This is a genomic window from Natrinema versiforme (genome assembly GCF_005576615.1).
Lineage (GTDB): Archaea > Halobacteriota > Halobacteria > Halobacteriales > Natrialbaceae > Natrinema > Natrinema versiforme_A.
Map to the genome: position 1 here is coordinate 24,671 of NZ_CP040330.1, position 18,960 is coordinate 43,630.

The 18,960-nt window shown below is 64.3% G+C and carries 15 protein-coding genes and 1 pseudogene; 5 read left to right on the top strand and 11 right to left on the bottom strand.

Annotated features, from left to right (window positions below; translation table 11 throughout):
* Window positions 1-95: 95 nt before the first annotated feature.
* The 4 genes from FEJ81_RS00120 to FEJ81_RS00135 form a co-directional block, all read right to left on the bottom strand.
* Complete coding sequence (locus FEJ81_RS00120; RefSeq protein ID WP_138243352.1) at window positions 96-302, bottom strand: cold-shock protein; 207 nt, start codon at window positions 300-302, stop codon at window positions 96-98.
* Window positions 303-768: 466 nt separating this feature from the next.
* Entirely contained in the window at window positions 769-2,013 is a 1,245-nt protein-coding gene (gene glyA / locus FEJ81_RS00125; protein WP_138243353.1) for a serine hydroxymethyltransferase, read from the bottom strand.
* Window positions 2,014-2,145: 132 nt separating this feature from the next.
* Window positions 2,146-2,427, bottom strand: coding sequence for a ubiquitin-like small modifier protein SAMP2 (samp2, locus tag FEJ81_RS24315; RefSeq protein WP_138243354.1), 282 nt, complete (start codon window positions 2,425-2,427; stop codon window positions 2,146-2,148).
* A gap of 57 nt (window positions 2,428-2,484) precedes the next feature.
* A complete protein-coding gene (locus FEJ81_RS00135) occupies window positions 2,485-3,585 on the bottom strand; it encodes a bactofilin family protein (RefSeq protein ID WP_138243355.1) in 1,101 nt (366 codons plus the stop codon).
* Between the two features lie 263 nt (window positions 3,586-3,848).
* Between FEJ81_RS00135 and FEJ81_RS00140 the strand changes: the two genes are divergently transcribed.
* Window positions 3,849-6,941: a replication factor C small subunit gene (locus tag FEJ81_RS00140; RefSeq protein WP_138243356.1), complete on the top strand. Its 3,093-nt coding sequence runs from the start codon at window positions 3,849-3,851 to the stop codon at window positions 6,939-6,941.
* Here FEJ81_RS00140 and FEJ81_RS00145 read toward each other — a convergent pair.
* The 3 genes from FEJ81_RS00145 to FEJ81_RS00155 all read right to left on the bottom strand — a co-directional run bounded on the left by FEJ81_RS00145 (window position 6,938) and on the right by FEJ81_RS00155 (window position 10,589).
* The gene (locus FEJ81_RS00145) at window positions 6,938-9,118 is read right to left on the bottom strand and encodes a GAF domain-containing protein (protein ID WP_138243357.1); all 2,181 of its coding nucleotides are present in this window, start codon (window positions 9,116-9,118) and stop codon (window positions 6,938-6,940) included. The genes FEJ81_RS00140 and FEJ81_RS00145 overlap by 4 nt on opposite strands.
* Window positions 9,119-9,243: 125 nt before the next feature.
* Window positions 9,244-9,936 carry a hypothetical protein gene (locus FEJ81_RS00150; RefSeq protein WP_138243358.1) on the bottom strand — a complete coding sequence of 231 codons (693 nt, stop codon included), beginning with the start codon at window positions 9,934-9,936 and terminating at the stop codon, window positions 9,244-9,246.
* On the bottom strand, window positions 9,933-10,589 hold the full coding sequence (locus tag FEJ81_RS00155) for a hypothetical protein (RefSeq protein ID WP_138243359.1): 657 nt from the start codon (window positions 10,587-10,589) through the stop codon (window positions 9,933-9,935). Before FEJ81_RS00155 ends, FEJ81_RS00150 begins: the two co-directional genes overlap by 4 nt.
* A 387-nt stretch (window positions 10,590-10,976) precedes the next feature.
* On the opposite strand from FEJ81_RS00155, the gene alaS reads away from it, so the two are divergent.
* The 4 genes from alaS (at window position 10,977) to FEJ81_RS00175 (ending at window position 16,838) form a co-directional block, all read left to right on the top strand.
* Window positions 10,977-13,754 carry an alanine--tRNA ligase gene (alaS, locus tag FEJ81_RS00160; RefSeq protein ID WP_138243360.1) on the top strand — a complete coding sequence of 926 codons (2,778 nt, stop codon included), beginning with the start codon at window positions 10,977-10,979 and terminating at the stop codon, window positions 13,752-13,754.
* A 76-nt stretch (window positions 13,755-13,830) separates the two neighbouring features.
* A complete protein-coding gene (locus tag FEJ81_RS00165; protein ID WP_138243361.1) occupies window positions 13,831-14,613 on the top strand; it encodes an alpha/beta fold hydrolase in 783 nt (260 codons plus the stop codon).
* 105 nt (window positions 14,614-14,718) lie between these two features.
* Window positions 14,719-15,966, top strand: a complete 1,248-nt coding sequence (locus FEJ81_RS00170; protein WP_138243362.1) for a class I adenylate-forming enzyme family protein — start codon at window positions 14,719-14,721, stop codon at window positions 15,964-15,966.
* Window positions 15,967-16,133: 167 nt separating this feature from the next.
* Entirely contained in the window at window positions 16,134-16,838 is a 705-nt protein-coding gene (locus FEJ81_RS00175; RefSeq protein ID WP_138243363.1) for a type 1 glutamine amidotransferase, read from the top strand.
* A gap of 50 nt (window positions 16,839-16,888) precedes the next feature.
* Here the strand turns inward: FEJ81_RS00175 and FEJ81_RS00180 are convergent, their stop codons facing one another.
* The 4 genes and pseudogenes from FEJ81_RS00180 to FEJ81_RS00195 form a co-directional block, all read right to left on the bottom strand.
* Window positions 16,889-17,260, bottom strand: a complete 372-nt coding sequence (locus FEJ81_RS00180; RefSeq protein ID WP_138243364.1) for a hypothetical protein — start codon at window positions 17,258-17,260, stop codon at window positions 16,889-16,891.
* Between the two features lie 87 nt (window positions 17,261-17,347).
* Window positions 17,348-17,698, bottom strand: coding sequence for a hypothetical protein (locus FEJ81_RS00185; RefSeq protein ID WP_138243365.1), 351 nt, complete (start codon window positions 17,696-17,698; stop codon window positions 17,348-17,350).
* 270 nt (window positions 17,699-17,968) lie between these two features.
* A complete protein-coding gene (locus FEJ81_RS00190) occupies window positions 17,969-18,184 on the bottom strand; it encodes a hypothetical protein (RefSeq protein WP_138243366.1) in 216 nt (71 codons plus the stop codon).
* Between the two features lie 84 nt (window positions 18,185-18,268).
* Window positions 18,269-18,943, bottom strand: a pseudogene (locus tag FEJ81_RS00195) (IS6 family transposase).
* Between the last annotated feature and the right edge of the window lie 17 nt (window positions 18,944-18,960).

Consider the following 18,960-nt stretch of genomic DNA (forward strand, 5'->3'; position numbering starts at 1 on the left):
CGTACAGAATGTATTGATAGCGTCAGCTTGGACGTGTAACCGTCTGAAAAATCAAGGTCGTTGTTCGTCGCTGTGAGCGACGGTGTGTCTCGGTCTTACTGCCGGACGACGTTCGCCGCGCGAGGGCCCTTCGGTGAGGACTCGATGTCGAACTCGACCTCAGTACCTTCTTCGAGGTCCGGACCGCCGACATCCTCCATGTGGAAGAAAACGTCTTCGTCGTCGTCGAGGTCGCCGTCATCCGTCGAAATGAAACCGTAGCCGCCTGTGTCGTTGAAGAAATCAACGTTACCGTTTGCCATTACAAACAAGTGTAGGGGTGACTGAGGGATAACCCTTCCGAGAGTCGAGGTACCACGACCCTCCATAATACATTCGACCACATACCTGACGGAGATTTCGAAACCAAGGTTGGTGAAACATAGTTCGAGAGTTCCTCCAAAGTCGGACAGCAACTTCGTTCAATACAGGCGGAGGCGTTACCGCTGCGGTCGAAACGCAAGCGCTGCACCCGCGAGCGACCGAAGGGAGTGAGCGGCCTTTTTAGCGTAGATTTTTGCGCCGAGAGGTGAGTGAGCACAGCGAACGAACCCGAGGCGGAAAAAGGTACTTGCGCATCTGTAGTGTGCGACTGATTCGCCGAAACTCGAGTGGAAGCGTTTCGCGGAAGAATGCGATAGTATCCTCATACTGCTCGTTCAGGATCGATCCCCGCTCCAGCGGTCTTCCTGAGACAGTCCCTCGAGTCGACCGCGGCTGTCGCGGCGGCTACCCGTATACGGGGAACGAGTCACAGAGGTCGTCGACCGCCGTCGAGACCCGCTCGAGCGTCGCGTCGTCGTCGGGCGCGTCGATGACGTCGGCGATGCAGTGGGCGACCGTCTCGATCTCCTCGGGGCCGAACCCGCGGGTCGTCAGCGCGGGTGTGCCGATCCGGATTCCGCTGGTGACGAACGGCGACCGGGTCTCCCCCGGGACGGTGTTCTTGTTGATGACGATGCCGACCTCCGAGAGCGCCGCTTCCGCGTCGTCGCCGGTGAGGTCGGGGTGGGACTCCCGCAGATCGACGAGTACGAGGTGCTTGTCGGTGCCGCCGGAGACCAGCGACAGCCCCCGGTCGCGGAGGACGGCCGCGAGCGTGGCCGCGTTCTCGACGGTTCGTTCGGCGTAGTCCTCAAATTCGGGCTCGAGGGCGTCCCCGAAGCCGACGGCCTTGCCGGCGATGTTGTGCATGAGCGGGCCGCCCTGACTCCCGGGGAAGACGGCGCTGTCGACGTCGTCGGCGTAGGCCTCGTCGCACATGATGATCCCGCCCCGACCGGCGCGGACGGTCTTGTGCGTGCTGCCGGTGACGAAGTCCGCGTGCTCGACCGGACTCGAGTGGACGCCGGCCGCGACGAGGCCGGTGATGTGGGCGATGTCGGCGAGGTGGACGGCGTCGACGGCGTCGGCGATTTCGCCGACGCGCTCCCAGTCGAACTCGCGGGGGTACGCCGAGGAGCCGCTGACGATCATCGCCGGCTCGACCTCGCGGGCCCGTTCTTCGAGCGCGGCGTAGTCGATGTAGCCCGTCTCCGGATCGACCTCGTACTGGTCGACGTCGTAGAGCTGTCCGGAGAAGTTGACGTGGTGGCCGTGACTGAGGTGGCCGCCGTGGGCGAGATCCAGCGAGAGGATCGTCTCGCCCGGCTCGAGGGCGGCGAAGTAGACGCCCATGTTCGCCTGCGTTCCGGAGTGGGGCTGGACGTTGACGTGGTCGGCTCCCCACAGCGACTTCGCCCGCTCGATCGCCGTTCGCTCGACCTCATCGACGTGTTCGCAGCCGCCGTAGTAGCGCGCGCCGGGGTACCCCTCGGCGTACTTGTTGGTCAGTGCGGTCCCCTGTGCGGCGAGGACGGCTTCGGAGGCGTGGTTCTCCGAGGCGATCATTCCCAGCGTCGACTCCTGCCGGTCGCGCTCGCGGTCGACGGCGTCGGCGACCGACGGGTCGGACTCCCTGAGCGGGTTCGACATACCACGCTAATCAGGGACGCCGACCAAGTATCTTGATCGCAGGTGATCGACCCGTTCAAGGGCGTCTCGAGCCGTTCGGTGGAACCCCTCGAAGCCGCCGCGGCGCTCACGTCGCCGCGCGAGTCGACGGCGTTACCCGCCCTTGATCAGCCGCAGTACCGTCACGTGGTCGCTCTCGACGGGCTGGTCCTCGGGGACCGGGCGACCGTCGACGAGGACGCTCACCTCGTGGGGGCTCAGGTCGACCTCGCGGAGCAGGTCCGCGTAGGTCGGCGTTGCGCCGGCGGGACCGCTGGCGTCGTCGGCGTCGTCGACCCCGCCAGCGGTATCAGCGTCGGCGGCTGCGGCCCCCGCCACCGCCTCGAGATCGAGTTCGTAGGTGTCCTCGCCCTTGATGTCGACGGTGACGTGCATACCTCGCGTTACGCGAGCGCGGCCTTGAGCGCATCGCTCGAGGCCCGCGGATCGGCCTCAATCGGCGGTCGGTTCGTCCGGATCGGGACCGACGGGCCGGTCCTGCTCGCGGTTTCGGGCGGCCCGCCAGTGGCCGACCAGCCCGCGAACGAGCGCCCCGAGGCCGAGCAGGAGGACGAGCAGGTTGATCGCGTCGCCGACGATCGGTATCGGCAGCCGACCGAGGGCGGCACCGGCGACCAGCCCGACGACGAGTGCGAGCCAGCGGTTGCCCAGGCCGACCAGCGAGAGGAGCCACGCGGCGATGGCAAAACGGCCGTAGATGACGCCGATCCAGAGCAACAGGGCGAACGCGAAGCCGCCGATCAGCGACAGCGGGATGCCGACGACGGTGATCGCGAGTGCGACCAAGAGCACGGGAACCCCGACGAGGACCCCCAGTCCGACCAGCCCGGAACGGAGCGGTCCCGACGCGACGCGGTCGGCGACGCCGTCGGAGAACCGCGGGAACAGCGCGAGCAACAGGGCACCGATCAGCAGGTTCACCGCGAGGACGTAGGCTGCGAACAGCCACGACGCGAAGGGCTGGATCGTCGGCGCGACGTCGACGCCGAGCGAGGCGTCCTCCTCGATCTCGCCCGCGACCGCGTCGGTGTTGCCCTCGAGGTCGCCGTCGTAGCGCAGATCGCCCGCGATCGAGGCGCTCTCGCCCAGCCGGATCGTCTCGGCCCCGATTTCGGCGTCGCCCTCGATCGTGCCGTCGATCGTCGCGCTCCCGACGCCGGCCATCACGGTACCGCCGACGGTGCCAGACTCGGTGATCGTGAGACTCCCCGCACCGGTCTCGACGTCACCGTCGACGGTGCCGGCGATGGTCACGCTCCCGCCGGCCGCCTCGAGGTCGCCGCCGACCTCGCCAGTGTTTTCGATTCGCACATCGCCCCCGACGGCGCTGACGTCGCCGGTGACGGTGCCGCGCACGACGACGCTTCCGCCGAACGCCTCGAGGCTGTCGACGGTTTCGTCCTCCTCGACGACGACCGTCCCGCCGGTCTGGCCGTTCGTCTGGGCGGCGGCCGTGGCCGGGACGATGCTACAGGCGACGAGCGCGACCAACACCACGACGACGAGTTGCGATAGTGAATGTGTCCCACACATCTCGTCTCTCGCTTCGCCGAGCAGGGAGTAAAACCTGTTACACAGATATCAGGAATCGGACCGGTCACGCGGCGGTAGATCGGCTCTCGAGCGATTTCTCGGGTGCGGTCGTCAGTCGCGGGGCTCCCCGTCCGTCGCCGCCGACCGGTCGCCGCTGGCCGGTCGACATAGGTAGTCGCCGTCGGCGCTCGATGCGGTTGCGATCGGACGGACTCGAGAGCGACCTTCGGGCGATTTATCTTCCGGCCGCCCCTTCGGCCGGTATGAGCGAGGCCGACGCCGAGGCGGCGGAGCCCACACCCGGGAAGACCGAAGTCTGGATCGAGAAGTACCGACCGGAGCGCCTCGACGAGATCAAGGGCCACGAGAACATCGTTCCGCGCCTGCAAAACTACGTCGAGCAGGACGACCTCCCGCATCTCATGTTCGCGGGGCCGGCGGGCACGGGGAAGTGTGTCACCGGCGAGACACCGGTGCTGACGAACAAAGGTGTCGCTCCGATCTCCACTGTCGTCGGTGATGTCGACGGATTCGGAACGCCGGACGACGACCTCGAGATTCTGACGTACGACAACGACGGTTCGTTCGAATACGTCTCCCCATCTCACGTCTTCTCGAAGGAAGCGACCAATCTCGTCTCGATTACAACGCGAGACGGAAACGAGTTCACGGTCACGCCGGAACACAAACTTCTCGTGGCCGACGAGACAGGCCTCGAGTGGCGGGAAGCCGGATCGCTGTCCGGCGATGAGCGGATCGTCCGGCCACTGGAAACGCCACTCGCTCCTGACGACACATCCGCATCGCTCGACTGGCTCTCGTCGATGGATGGCGACAGAACGTTCGTCACCGTCTCGGAATCGTTCGCCGAGCGATACGAAATCCCAGCCGAAGAGAATTACGTCGGACAGAAGAAGACAGTAATTGGCTGTCTTCGACGAGGCTATTCGGTCGCCGAGATCGCCACCGAATACGAGATCACTCGTAAGACGGCGCAGAATTACGCACGAGACGTCTCGATCGATCTCGAGGAGCCGTCGGCAACCTGTTCGCTTGCGTACCTCCGATCGCTCGATGTTGCAGAATCCGAGCTTCGATCCAACGTAGAGGCCGTACAGTACGTCACGCCGTACAACAAACGATCCGGTCCGATCACGCCGCCGTGGGAACTCACGCCGGATCTGGCGCGGTTCGTCGGGCTGGCGATCAGCGAAGCACGTATCGAGAACGGCCGTATCAAATTCTACAATACGGACGAGGCTCTCCGTGAGTCGTTCGAACGCATCGCACAGGAACTGTTCGACCTCGAGACGACCCGGGGCATACAGAAAGACGTCCCGTACGTCGAACTGCGGACCAAGTCGCTTCACCACTTCCTCGAATCTTGTTTCGACGTCTTCGGTGAGTCGTCGGAATCGGGGATCGGCTCGACACTCGTTCACGCTCCTGACGACGCTCGGGCAGCGTTCTTGCAGGCCGTCTTCGATTCGGAAGCGTACGTCGCGGAGCAGGGAACGATCGAACTGACACAGAAAGACGAATCGCTGATCACGCTCTGTTCGTACCTGCTCGCTTCGTTTGGGATTCCGACGCGGCGAAAGCGCGTCGAGAAGGCGGCGACGAACGGTTCAGGATCGAAAACGGAGTACCACCAGTTGTACGTTTCCGGAGTTTCGGCGCTCTCGCGTTTCGAAGATGCAGTCGGATTCACGCTCTCTCATAAACGGGACCGGCTCGCTGACGCGACGACCGGTTCCGGGAATCCGAATTACGACACGATGCCCGCACAGACGTCCGTCGACGACCTCTGTCGAACGCTCGCACTGAAAAAGGAGCCGTTGGTGAGGGAGACGCTGAATCCTGATAACCCCGGTCGTGAGGCCTATCTCGAGGATGTCGACAGCGTGCTTGAGGCTGCGTCGGACCGTCTCGAGGCCGCCCAACAGGTCAAGCAGGAAATCGAACAGGTTCGATCCGACCTTCGTTCGTTGAGTGCCGTTCCAACTGAATGGATCAGCCAGCGGGATGCGTTGGAACCGATCGAGGCGCGAAAGGAAGTCGAAGCGTCAACCGATATTCGGACGGATCGGCTTCTCGAATACGCTGACGGCCGACGGTCGCCGACTGCGAGTCGTACTGGGGAGTTACTCGTCACGCTCGACTCCCGTACCGAAACGCCGGAGACCGATTCAGTCCAGGAATCGCTCCGGAATGCGATTGACGCACTCGGCGTCTCAGACAATCGAATCGCGGAAGAGACGGAGTTACTCGGCAGTGATGTCCGTGCCCTCGTTGAGAACGACGATCACGACCTCGCGTCACTACCGCGGTTCGAGACTGTTGCCGATCGAGTTCTCGATGTGGCCGACGAGATGTGCTCGATGGCGGTCGTCGAACAGTTGGTCACACTCGACCGACTCTCGCGTGAAACGCTTTATTTCGACCGCGTGACGGATATCGAGCGAATACAGGACGAGCAGCGTGTTTACGACCTGACGGTACCCGGAACGCGGAACTACGTTGCAGGGGACGTTCCAACGGTCATGCACAACACGACGGCCGCGCAGGCCATCGCCCGCGAGGTCTACGACGACGACTGGCGCGAGAACTTCCTCGAGTTGAACGCCTCCGACCAGCGCGGGATCGACGTCGTCCGCGACCGGATCAAGGACTTCGCGCGCTCTTCGTTCGGCGGCTACGACCACCGCATCATCTTCCTGGACGAGGCCGACGCGCTGACCTCCGACGCCCAGTCCGCGCTGCGCCGGACGATGGAGCAGTTCTCCAACAACACCCGCTTCATCCTCTCGTGTAACTACTCGAGCCAGATCATCGACCCCATCCAATCTCGCTGTGCGGTCTTCCGCTTTACCGAACTCTCCGGAAAAGCAATCGAAGCGCAGGTCCGGGAGATCGCCGCCACCGAGGACATCGAAGTGACCGACGACGGCGTCGACGCGCTGGTCTACGCGGCCGACGGCGACATGCGGAAGGCGATCAACGCCCTGCAGGCCGCCGCCGTGATGGGCGAGACCGTCGACGAGGAAACTGTCTTCGCGATCACCGCGACCGCCCGTCCCGAGGAGGTCGAGGCGATGGTCGACCACGCCATCGACGGCGACTTCACCGCCGCCCGCGCCGCCTTGGAGGACCTGCTGACCGAGCGCGGTCTCGCCGGCGGCGACGTCATCGACCAACTCCACCGCTCCGCGTGGGAGTTCGACATCCCCGAGCAGGCGACGGTCCGCCTGCTCGAGCGACTCGGCGAGGTTGACTTCCGGATCACCGAGGGCGCGAACGAGCGCCTGCAACTCGAGGCGATGCTGGCGTCGCTGGCGCTCGACGACGACAATTAACGGTCACTCTTTGCTGCTGCGTCTCCGCCGCCACCGTTGACGCCGCGGAACGCGAACGCGACGCGGTCGTCGTCCTCGGCGACCCCGACGCTCCAGCCGTGAGCGTCGGCGATGCGCTCGACGGTACCGAGCCCGAACCCGGTGCCGTCAGCCGCGGCCAGTCGGCCGGGGACGGCGTTCGTCTCGAGTCCGTCGTCGACGGTCGCGGCGTCGCCGTCGGGGGTGCGCCGGGCGACGTAGAAGCCGTCCTCGGTCGCGCCGACGGTGACGACCGGTGCGCCGTCGCCCGCGTCACCCGCCCCGATTTCGGCGTCGGCGTCTTCCTCCGCGCCGTCGACGACGGCCTGCAGCAGGTGTTCGAACAGTTCTCGCAGCCGCGCTTTGTCCGCCTCGAGCACGCGATCGTTCGCCGCCCGGGTGACGAGCCGCGCGTCGCCGGTGTCGACGGCGACCCACGCTCGCCGCGCGACGTCGTGGACGGCGACGGGTTCGGTCTCGACGAGCACGTCGTCCCGCCGGGCGATCGCGACCAACTGATCGACGAGTTCGCGGAGCCGCTCCTGTGCGTCGTCGACCTCCGCGAAGTGCTCCGGATCGCCGGTCTCGGCGGCCAACTCGAGGTAGCCCCGGGCGACGTTCAGCGGCGTTCGGATGTCGTCGTCGACCAGTTCCGCGATCGTCTCGAGGCGCGCTTCGGCGGCGGCGGCCTCACGCTCCCGGCGGTTCGCCTCGGTCACGTCGCTGTAGACGATCAGCCCCTCGGGGTTGTGATCGGGCGTCCGCTCCGCCCCGTTCTCGTCGGTGGCCGCGTCTCCGCTCGCGCCCGCCTCGACCGGCACCAGCGTCAGCAGGAATTCGCGGACGCCGTCGTCGGTCACCCGGCGACTGACGAACTGACGGCGCTCGCCCGCCCGCAGCGACTCGAGCAGCGTCGCCCGCCGGGCCTCGAGGCCCGGCGGGACGGTGTCCTCGTCGACGGGCGCGCCGACGATCGCCTCGGGATCGGTGCCAAAGACATCGGCGAAGGTGTCGTTGACCGTCCGGACGATCGGCCGCCCGTCGTCGATCTCGTAGCGGACCGCCGGTTCCGGCACGTTCGCGAACAGGGTTCGGAGACGGTCGCGTTCGGTCGCTATCCGGTCCCGTTCCGTCCGCAGTCGATCGCGCTCCCGGCGCAGCCGTTCGCGCGCCGTGTCGTGGCTCGCGTCGGCGTCGATCCGCTCGAGGACCGCGGCGGCACCTCGACACCACGTCGCGAGCAGGTCGCAGTCGCCCTCGTCGAACGCCGCCTGCTCCGCGGCGGCGATCTGCAGGATACCCACGTCGCCGACCGGGACACAGCACAGCGACGCGATCCCCTCGAGCGGGGTCGGTAGCCGGTCGTCGGCCGTGATATCGTCGATCCGAAGCACCTCGCCCGTTCGGAGGGCCTCGCCGAGCGGTCCCTCGCGCGACAGCGGCTCGAGGTCGGCCTCGGAAACCGTCGGCGCGGTCGCTCGCGGCGTGAACTCCCCGAAGTGTACGGTCGACAGCCAGCAGGACTCGCGCTCGAGGGCGTCGGCCGCGCTCTCGACCAGCAACTCGAAGAGCCGGTCGCGGTCGCGACAGGCCACCAGTTCGGGGACCGACTCGAGGAGCCGGGCGGCCGGCCCGGTCGAGTCGGCCGGATCGCCGGTCGACGGCGCTCGCTCGCCGCCCATCGCGATCACGTCGTCTTCGCTATCTGTCTCCGGTTCCGTCTCGGTATCGGCGTCGGCGGTCGCCCCGTTCTCGCCCCTGCAGACCCACTCGATCTCGTCCGCGAGATGTGCGACGGCGTCGTCGGTATCACGGCGGACGTAGCCGTCGATCCCGCCCGTCGAGCGGGCGGCCGTCGGCGCGAACGACGACTCGGTAAAGAGGATCACGGGCGTCGCGCCGCAGGCGTCGACGACCTCGAGCAGCGCGGAGCCGGCCGCCGTCGTCGGCGTCTCGGCGAAGACGACGCAGTCGGCCTCCGGGGCCCAACTCCGGACCCGCTCGACCGCGGTGATGGCGTGGACCGACCGCTTCGGACCCGAGGGATGGGCCTCGAGTTGCGCAGCGCCGTCGCTGGCGGCGCTCTCCGAGCCGGCCACGTAGAGTACCGTCCGCGGTCGCGGGTTCGCCGGTGTGGTCGTCGTGCCGTCGCCGTTCAAGTGTCTGTGTTGCGTGAGACTCTCGCCCGGTAAAACGGTATCCCCGATATCGATCGCTGAGTCGTCCCTCGCGATCACCGGATTCAAACCGAGACGACGGTGACCGGTTCGCAGTCGGAGCGGGGCTACGAATCCGCCGGATCGTGACCGCCGGCAGCCCCCAGCGCCGATCGAGCCCAGACGATCCAGTAGCCGCCGACGAGCGCGGCGGTCACGAGCCAGCAGCCGCCGAGGGGCGCGTACCACTCGAGCATGTAGGCGGGTGCGGTGTCGACGAAGCGGCCGACGCCGACGGCGGCGACGACCGCGGCTGCGGTGACGAACAGCAACCGGTCCTCGTCCACGCCGGCCCGCCAGAACCGCAGCGAGTCGGCCCGGCGGACGTCCACGGCGACGAGCGCGACTGCGGCCGCGGTCGCGCCGACGGTCAGGCCGATCGCGATGTCGAGATCGAGCACGTACGCGCCGGCGATGACGTCTCCGATACCGACCGGCACGAGCGGGAGGACGAAGGAGAGTCCCGGTCCACCGTTCCAGATTGCATAGCACAACGGCACGAGCAGGATCGTCGGGGTCACCAGCGCGATGAAGACCATGCTGAGCGTGTCCAGCCCCGTCGTCAGCGTATTGCGCAGCGCGTCGGTGACCGGCACCCGCGTTCCGAGGTAGCTGGCCCAGAACATCGCGACCAGCCCCAACAGGTACACCACGGTGAGCGCCGTTCGTCGCCGCTCGAGTCCGAGCAGCGGGTGCTCGAGGACGGTCCCGATAGCCGCTCGCGTGTCGAGCGATCGACGGTCGTCGGTTTCGGTGCTCACGGCTCCTCCGCGATGACCGTCGCGAGCCCGTCGTGGTCGGGCCCCTTTTCGTTTCGCAGGTCGATCGTGCCGGGGGAGATTTCCCAGCCGTCCTCGGCGAAGATCGCCTCGACGGTGTCCCGACCGCGCTCGTAGGAGGCGATACCGTGTTTCGGGCGGGCGCTCGTGTCCTCGTGGGCCTGCATCGAGACGATGCTCTCGAACGACCAGCACCGGACGTGTCGCCGGCCGTTGGTCCCGTAGTAGGTCTGGGCGGCCGTCGCCTGTTGGCGCACGAACGCCTCGCGTTCCCGATCCCACGCGAACCGGGTGTACTCTTCGGGACTGCGGACCCACCCCTCGTCGTCGAGGACGGACATGACGCGCTCGAGGCCCCGTTCGCCGTCGGCCTCGGGGAGGAGCACGACGTTGAACGGTGCGGTCGCGCGGAACCCGTTTCTGGTCGGCTCGTAGTGGTAGCGGCCGATCGGCGCGTCGCTCTCGTCGGTGATCGGTTCGTCGAGCCAGTCGGCGACTTCCTCGGGGGGTTCGGCGGCCTCGACCGTGCCGCTGGGGTCCGTCGCGTTCGGCGGCGAGGGGAGGAGCGTCACGCCGATCGTCGTTCCGATACCGGTCAGGCCCGCCTTCCGGAGCAGGGACCGTCGCGTCGACATGATCAGCGGTCGCCCCTGTTTCGGGACCCGTCACCGCGCCCGTGTCCGTCCGCAGGAGGGTTCGGAACCGTCCGATCGCACCTCCCGGATCGACTCACCTGTCCACCCGTCCGACTCCGTTCCATTCCCACCATTATCCGTGTATTTTATCGGCAGATACTTATTATTTTCCTATCACTTCTCTCGGCACTGGCGGCGCAACTGTGCATCGACGAGCCGCCGCGCGAGCGCCGCGAGGGATTGACGGACACCGTCTATCCGCGGTACCGGCGTTCCGGTACGAGGTGTTCCCGTTCACAACTGTCTCGCTCATAGTCGCGTCGGATGCTGGTTTCGCGACGGCAGTTGCGGAACTGTTTTACGCGCTGCAGGGCGAATACACGCGTAATGAGCGAACTGGCGGAGGAATACCGCCTCGAGTACTTCGAGGAAGAAGGGTTCGAGCGCAAGGAGTGCCCGGAGTGTGGCGCTCACTTCTGGACGCGCGACCACGACCGGGTGACCTGCGGTGAGCCGCCCTGCGAAGAGTACGGCTTCATCGACAACTCGGGCTTCGATGGGTCGTACAGCCTCACCGAGATGCGCGAGGCCTTTCTCTCTTACTTCGAGGCCAACGACCACGAGCGAATCGATCCCTACCCCGTCGCGGCGAACCGCTGGCGCGACGACGTCCTGTTGACCCAGGCGTCGATCTACGACTTCCAGCCGCTGGTCACCAGCGGCGAGACGCCGCCGCCGGCGAACCCGCTGACGGTCTCCCAGCCCTGCATTCGGATGCAGGACATCGACAACGTCGGCAAGACCGGCCGACACACGATGGCCTTCGAGATGATGGCCCACCACGCGTTCAACACGCGCGAGGATGTCCCCGAGGACAAGTACGCCTACCACGGCGAGGTCTACTGGAAGGACCACACCGTCGAACTCTGCGACGGCTTCTTCGACTCGATGGGCGTCGACCTCGAGGAAGTCATCTACATCGAGGACCCGTGGGTCGGCGGCGGCAACGCCGGCCCCGCCATCGAGGTCATCTACCGCGGCGTCGAACTCGCCACGCTGGTCTTCATGTCCATGGAGCAAGACCCCGACGGCGAGTACGAGATGAAAGACGGGAACCGCTACAGCCCGATGGACACCTACATCGTCGACACCGGCTACGGGCTCGAGCGGTGGACGTGGGTCTCCCAAGGGACGCCGACCGTCTACGAGGCGGTCTACCCCGACATGATCGCCTTTTTGAAGGAGAACGCCGGGCTCGACCACACCGACGAGCAGGAGGAACTGATCCATCGGGCCGCGAAACTCGCGGGCCACATGGACATCGACGAGGCCGAGGACATGGAGACCGCCCGCGGCGATATCGCCGCCGAACTCGACGTCGACATCGCGGAACTCGAGGCGCTGATGGAACCCCTCGAGGACATCTACGCCATCGCCGACCACTGCCGCACGCTCGCCTATATGCTGGGCGACGGCATCGTTCCCTCGAACGTCGGCACGGGCTATCTCGCGCGGATGGTCCTCCGACGCACCAAGCGGCTCTGTGACACCGTCGGCATCGACGCGCCGCTGGACGAACTGGTCGACATGCAGGCCGAGCGCCTCGAGTACGAGAACCGCGACACGATCCGGGACATCGTCCGCACCGAGGTCGAGAAGTACCGCGAGACGCTCGAGCGGGGCGGTCGCCGGGTCGAGACGCTGGCCGAGGAGTACGCGAAGAAAGGCGAGCCCATTCCGACCGAGGAGTTGATCGAACTCTACGACTCCCACGGCATCCAGCCCGATATGGTCGCCGAGATCGCCGAGGAGACGGGCGCGGACGTCGATATCCCCGACGACTTCTACAGCCTCGTCGCGAAGCGCCACGACACGCCCGAGGCGGCCGCCGAAGACGAGGACGAGGCGGACGAGCGCTTCGAGGACCTGCCAGAGACGGAGAAACTCTACTACGACGACCAGCAGCGCACGCAGTTCGAGGCGGTCGTGCTCGATGTCTTCGAGCGCGAGGACGGCTACGACGTCGTCTTGGACCAGACGATGTTCTATCCCGAGGGCGGTGGCCAACCGGCCGATACGGGGACGCTCTCGACCGACGATACGACCGTGGAGGTCGCGGACGTCCAGATCGAGGACGGCGTCATCCTCCACCGGACCGACGAGGATCCCGGCAAGGGCGAACTGGTCAACGGACAGATCGACGGCGGTCGACGCCGTCAGCTCATGCGCCACCACACGGCGACCCACATCGTCATCCACGCCGCGCGACAGGTGCTGGGCGAGCACATCCGGCAGGCCGGTGCCCAGAAGGGCGTCGAGAGTTCGCGGATCGACGTTCGCCACTACGACCGGATCTCCCGCGAGGACGTCAAGCGGATCGAGCAACGGGCAAACGAGATCGTCATGGACAACACGCAGGTCACCCAGGAGTGGCCCGACCGCCACGATGCCGAGTCCGAACACGGCTTCGACCTCTATCAGGGCGGCATCCCCCCGGGCGAGCAGATCCGGCTGATTCACGTCGAGGAAGACGTCCAGGCCTGCGGTGGCACACACGTCGCCCGAACCGGCGATATCGGCTCGATCAAGGTCCTCAACACCGAGCGAGTCCAAGACGGCGTCGAGCGAATCACCTTCGCCGCCGGCGAGGCCGCCATCGAGGCCACCCAGACCAAAGAGGACGCGCTGTACGACGCCGCCGCGGTCCTCGACGTGTCCCCCGAAGACGTGCCCGAGACCGCCGAACGGTTCTTCGACGAGTGGAAGGCTCGAGGCAAGGAGATCGAGGACCTCAAAGAACAACTCGCCGAGGCCCGCGCCGGCGGCGGTGGCGGCGGCGAGGAAGTCGACATCGGCGAGACGACGGCCGTCATCGACCGGATCGACGCCGATATGGGCGAACTCCGTGCGACCGCCAACGCCCTCGTCGAAGAGGGCAAAATCGCAGTGCTGGGCAGCGGCGAGAGCGGCGCCCAGTTCGTCGTCGCGGTGCCCGACGACGTGGGCGTCAACGCCGGCGAGGTCGTCGGCGAACTCGCCGCCAAGGTCGGCGGCGGCGGCGGCGGCCCGCCGGACTTCGCACAGGGCGGCGGCCCGAACGTCGATGACTTAGACGCGGCGCTCGAGGACGCCCCGGACGTGTTGCGCCAGATCCTGAACGCCTGATTCGGCGGTCTCGCTAGGCCGATCGCTCGAGTCGAAATCGATCCCTTCTTTCGGTACCCGTCCCGTCGATTCTCCCATGCCCACTGCATCGAACGGATCGGTCTCGCTGTACTACGATCGCGCGGGGGAGGGCGAGCCCGTCGTCTTCGTCCCCGAGGCCGGCCTCGGCGGCTGGCTCTGGGGCTGGCAACACGCTGCCATCGTCGGCCCCCACGAGGCCGTCGTCTGGGATCTCCGCGGAACCGGCCGCTCGGACGCACCGCCCGGACCGTATTCCCTCGAGGCGCTCGTCGCCGACCTCGAGGCGGTCCTCGCCGACTGCGAGATCACCAACGCTCACCTCGTGGGCTGCGGGCTCGGCGGCGCGATCGCGCTGGCGGCGGCCCGGACCTCGAGTCGCGTCGAGACGCTGACGCTGTTCGGGACGGGGGCTGAGGGATCGGCGTTCGACCTTGAACCCCTCTTCGCGCCCCCGGGCGATCCCGATGCGCTCCGGGAATCGCTCGAGGCGGCCCTCTCCGCGGACTTCCACGAGGCCCAGCCCGACGCAGTGGAAGGAATCGTCGACTGGCGGGCCGACGGCGACGCCGACCGGGCGGGCTGGGCGGCACAGGTCGCGGCCCTCGAGGAGTTCGACGCGACCGAGTGGCTGGTCGAGGTGACCCAGCCGACGCGGGTGATCCACGGCGAGGCGGACGAACTGGTGTCGCCCGCGGCCGGACGGGAACTGGCTCGCGGGCTTCCGCGCGGGGAGTTCAGCGGACTCGAGGATGCGGGCCACCTCGCATTCGTCGAGCGCTCGCGGACGGTCAACGATCTGTTGCTGGGGGCTCTCGCGGAACACACTGACGACGACTGAGTCGACTCGCCGCTGCTCGGTGCGCGGTCTCTCTGTACACGTCGCCGTCCCGTGCTTGCGACTGACCCCCTATCTACTACGTACTCGAGCGTTGGAGGTCCCGCCGTGACCCTCTCGTTGGCTCGCCGGGCCGAGCAGTTCCCGGATCGGACGGCGGTCGTCGATATCTCAGAGCAGCGGCTGTACGCGCCGGCGGAGACGATCCACGAGGATCGGGTCTCCTACGACGAGTTATCGACGATCGCGACGCGGACGGCCGAGCGGCTCGCGGCGCTGGATGTCGGCCCGGGAGACACCGTCTGTCTCGTCACGCGAAACCGGGTCGCCGCGCTCGCGCTGGTTTTCGCCTGTCGGCGACTCGGTGCGACGTTCGCGCCAATTTCGCACCTGCTGACGCCGGCCTCCGTCGAGCGCCCGTTCGACGTCCTCGATCCCGATCTGGTCGTTTCGGAGGCGGCCCAACGGGATCTGGTGCGGTCGATTCCCTTCGATCGGACGGTGACACTCGCGGAACTCGCCGACGCTGACCGCGCCGCTGTCGATTTCGACGAGCGGCACGCGGCGGCGGGCGACAACCCACTACTGGCTCTCCACGGCGACACGGGGCGTCCGATCGCCGGGTATTCCGCCGCGGCCGTCGAGCGCAACTGCTCTACGGCCGTCGCGGCGTGGGGGCTCGCCGCGAACGATATCGTCCCGCTGACCACACCGCTGTCGGCCGCGGACGCCCTCGTTCGCGTCGCACTGTCGGTGCTATACGCCGGCGGCACCCTCTTGCTCGATCGTGCGTTCGATCCCGGTGACACGCTCGCCGCGATCGAGTCCGAGTCGGCGACGTTCTTGCCCGGCCGGGCGACGACCCTTCGTGATCTCGCCGCCGAATCCGGTTTCGACGCCGCCGTCGACTCGCTCGAGCGAGCGGTCTGTGCGGCCCCGGTCAGCGAGGACGTGATCGCGGCCTACCGCGATCGGGCGGTTCCGGTCGCGCGGGTCTACGGCCGCCTCGAGTGTCCGACCGCGCTGAGCCAGGGGTTCGAGACGGGGACGAACGGAGCCGATACCGACGAGACCGCCGTCGGCCGGCCGGTTCCCGACTGTCGAGTTCGCCTGGTCGACGACGACGGAACGGTGCTGGACGGTCAGGCGACCGGCCGACTTCAGCTCTCCGGGCCGATGGTCGCCGACGGATACGTCAACGCCGCCGGGACCGAGGAGGAGAACTGGTACGAGCCCGCGGAACTGCACAGTGAGGACCACGACGAGGCCGATGATCGCGGCGAGTTTGCCGACGGGTGGTTCGACGCCGGCGACCGAGTCCGCCGCGACGCGGACGGTCGGTATTATCTCCAGTGAGGCGTCGCGGATCGGCCGCGGTCGTTTCGCGTCGGATTTTCGACTGCGACCGCGACCGGCTTCCATTCACTCGACGGCCACGGAACGCCGGTCCTAGCCGTCAGCGGTTGCGGCAACGGCGGCGTGGGACGGAAAGTCTATGCGTCTCGAGTGGCCACTAGCGTCCCGTGAGTCAGCTCCGAATTGCCGTCCTGAACGCGGCCCATCGGGACGAGAACACGACGCGGAACTTCCGACGCGAACTCGACGCTTCGCTCGCCGAATTCGACGCCACCGACGGCACGGTCCCCGACGACTTCGCGTACGACGGGGCCGTCGTCACCGGCTCTCGAGCGTCGGTCTACTGGGACGAAGAGTGGATGGCCCCCATCAAGGAGTGGGTCGGCGAGGCGATCGATCGCGGCGTTCCCTTCCTCGGCGTCTGTTGGGGCCACCAGCTACTGGCCGACGTCCTCGGCGGAACCGTCGCGGACATGGGCGTCTACGAAGTCGGCTACAGCGAGATCGAGCACACCGGCGAGTCGCGGCTGTTCGACGGCATCGACGAGTCCTTTACCGCCTTCACCAGCCACTCCGACGAGGTCGCCGACCTCCCGCCGGGTGCCGAGCCCCTCGCCGAAAACGACTACTCGAACCACGGCTTCCGCAAGGACCGGGTCTTCGGCGTCCAGTTCCACCCCGAGTACGACACCAAGACCGCCCGCGAACTCGTCCACCGGAAGGAACTCTCCGACGAGCGCCTCGAGTCGATCCTCGGCGAGATTACCGAGGCGAACTACCAGCAGGCGTGCGAGGCGAAACTGGTCTTCGACAACTTCCTCGAGTTCGTCCGGGAGGTAAAAGAACAGATAGAGAGCAGGCCAATGGTATGATTATATATTATTAAAAATTGCAAAAATAGCATTTTGACGTATATGTGGTCTCATTCTCCATTGTAAATAATATCTATTTTTTGTGAGGATTTCACTATGGCGCAGGCCGTAGTCTCTGAAACTTTGAACTCTGCATCAAGTGATTCGACTTTAAGTGTGACTTCATATTCCTTCAGAGAAGATAATAAATGACTGAAATCCTTTTGTTTATTTGGGCCAACTGCCCTGACCTCTTCAAATACTATCTCTGAGGTTTCTGAATCTGTTATTTTTATTTCTATGTTATGGGTGATATCATCATTATTTTTTATAATGAATCGTCTCTCAGTCGGACAACTGACAGAGTCCTCCCGAAAATAGCCACACCCTGATAACGCTGCTAGTATGGAAATAGCGAACGTCCTACGATATTCTCGTCCCATAATTATAAAGAAACAATATATTATCTACCGGTAATTCACGTTGGCCAATACCAAACTTCCTTTGGTTTCGTTGCTAGAGACTTAACCTCAAATCGTACAGGAAGTTGCGTCTTGATCGTTCATTATAAGTTGCTCTCCTTCTTCATTCGTATGGCGTTGCCATGCTATTGGATCATTAGCTGTTGAATATGATATGGCCCCAAAGTTCAGTTGGAGATCACCCAGGTATTTCGCGACATTTTGATGGCTATAAACTGCCCAAACTTGGCGAGACCCAGGTTCGAAGTCACCGTCTGCGAATTTGAGAGGGGCAGCGAAATACCAGTGCTTTCCTTTGTTTTCTTTATCACAGACTTCCCCTAATGATTCATCATCAAACTTACATGCAATTCCGTTTTCTTGATAGTATTTTGGTGAAACTGAGACCTTGTCGGACATCCAAGATCCGTCAGCCCCATCTGGGACATACCACGCATCCTCTTTGTATGTCAGACCTATACAGTCTTTCGCACCGAATGTATTACTCCGGCCACACTCACTTTCGTTGCCGTCAAATTCCCAGCCAATATATGCGTAAAATGAGTCCTCATACCCATGTTCATTAGCTCTTTCACATGATGGGCCGAATAGTGAAATATAAATATCTAGAGATGATTTGTTTATTTCTGATTGTTGTGTCGATACACCATTTCTTTCATTGATGTAATTCTAGGTTATTCTTCCCCTAAGACTGTCATGACCGTGACCTCTTTTTTCCATATATTTAATCATTTTATCTACACTAGATGTTTCCTCAACAATTTCTAATGCATTTTCGAAAACACGATGTTCATTATCCGGTGATCCACTGACGGAGTTTGCGGATAGACCGATAATTGCTGCACTACTAACCGACTTCAATATGGTCCTTCTGGATTCTCTCATGCTCCATATAATAGGTTGGTAATCCTGAATAAAAATCTTTCTAACTATATTGAATTAAATAATATCTACTAAATAGGGCGCTGTTTAGTCCTGTACCTCCTCGATTGGTGTCTTTCCGTCGAGAGCGTGGTACGGTCCCTGACGGTTGTAGTAGTGTATTAATTGTTCAAAGCATTCGCGTGCGCTCAACCGACTTCCCACCCACGAGTTTGGAAGCGGTCGATGCGAATTTTGAGGGTGTGAAACTACGTTTCGATGAGGTTTCGCTCGGTGTAGTTGACCCGCCCGCTTAATCTGAATCGAGCAAGGGCAGTCCGATTGCCGAATTGGTCCACGAGAAATACGGTATCGGTGAGATCGTATTTCTCGTCGAGTCGATGCAGAAACGCAGCTGCCGGATCGGTGGCATGCCGACCAAATAACAGGACATCGAGAATCAGCTTCGTCTCAGTGTCTATTGCAGCGTATAACCAAGACCACTCGCTGTTGATCTTGACAGCAGTCTCGTCAACTGCGACCCGCTTCGGTTGCGCCTCAGGCGGGTCGTACCCGCTGTCAGCCAGCCGATGCACCAATTCTAATCCGCTCCATGCGAGCGTTCAACGCTTAATTCCGCCAAGTTGTTGTTGTCTCGCGGAGCGAACAACCGGTTTCGTGGAGGCGGACGGCGAATGTCCTGACGGGCGTCGCCGTCCGCTCATTCTTCCAAGGTCCTTTTAAATCTGCGTCATAGAACTCGCTGAGCAGGTCTGCGAGCATTCTAGTTCAAGTCACTC

Coding starts and splice junctions, on each gene's coding strand:
- FEJ81_RS00120 (WP_138243352.1), bottom strand. CDS start 302: ATGGCAAACGGTAACGTTGATTTCTTCAACGACACAGGCGGCTACGGT.
- glyA (WP_138243353.1), bottom strand. CDS start 2,013: ATGTCGAACCCGCTCAGGGAGTCCGACCCGTCGGTCGCCGACGCCGTC.
- samp2 (WP_138243354.1), bottom strand. CDS start 2,427: ATGCACGTCACCGTCGACATCAAGGGCGAGGACACCTACGAACTCGAT.
- FEJ81_RS00135 (WP_138243355.1), bottom strand. CDS start 3,585: ATGTGTGGGACACATTCACTATCGCAACTCGTCGTCGTGGTGTTGGTC.
- FEJ81_RS00140 (WP_138243356.1), top strand. CDS start 3,849: ATGAGCGAGGCCGACGCCGAGGCGGCGGAGCCCACACCCGGGAAGACC.
- FEJ81_RS00155 (WP_138243359.1), bottom strand. CDS start 10,589: ATGTCGACGCGACGGTCCCTGCTCCGGAAGGCGGGCCTGACCGGTATC.
- alaS (WP_138243360.1), top strand. CDS start 10,977: ATGAGCGAACTGGCGGAGGAATACCGCCTCGAGTACTTCGAGGAAGAA.
- FEJ81_RS00165 (WP_138243361.1), top strand. CDS start 13,831: ATGCCCACTGCATCGAACGGATCGGTCTCGCTGTACTACGATCGCGCG.
- FEJ81_RS00180 (WP_138243364.1), bottom strand. CDS start 17,260: ATGGGACGAGAATATCGTAGGACGTTCGCTATTTCCATACTAGCAGCG.
- FEJ81_RS00185 (WP_138243365.1), bottom strand. CDS start 17,698: ATGTCCGACAAGGTCTCAGTTTCACCAAAATACTATCAAGAAAACGGA.
- FEJ81_RS00190 (WP_138243366.1), bottom strand. CDS start 18,184: ATGAGAGAATCCAGAAGGACCATATTGAAGTCGGTTAGTAGTGCAGCA.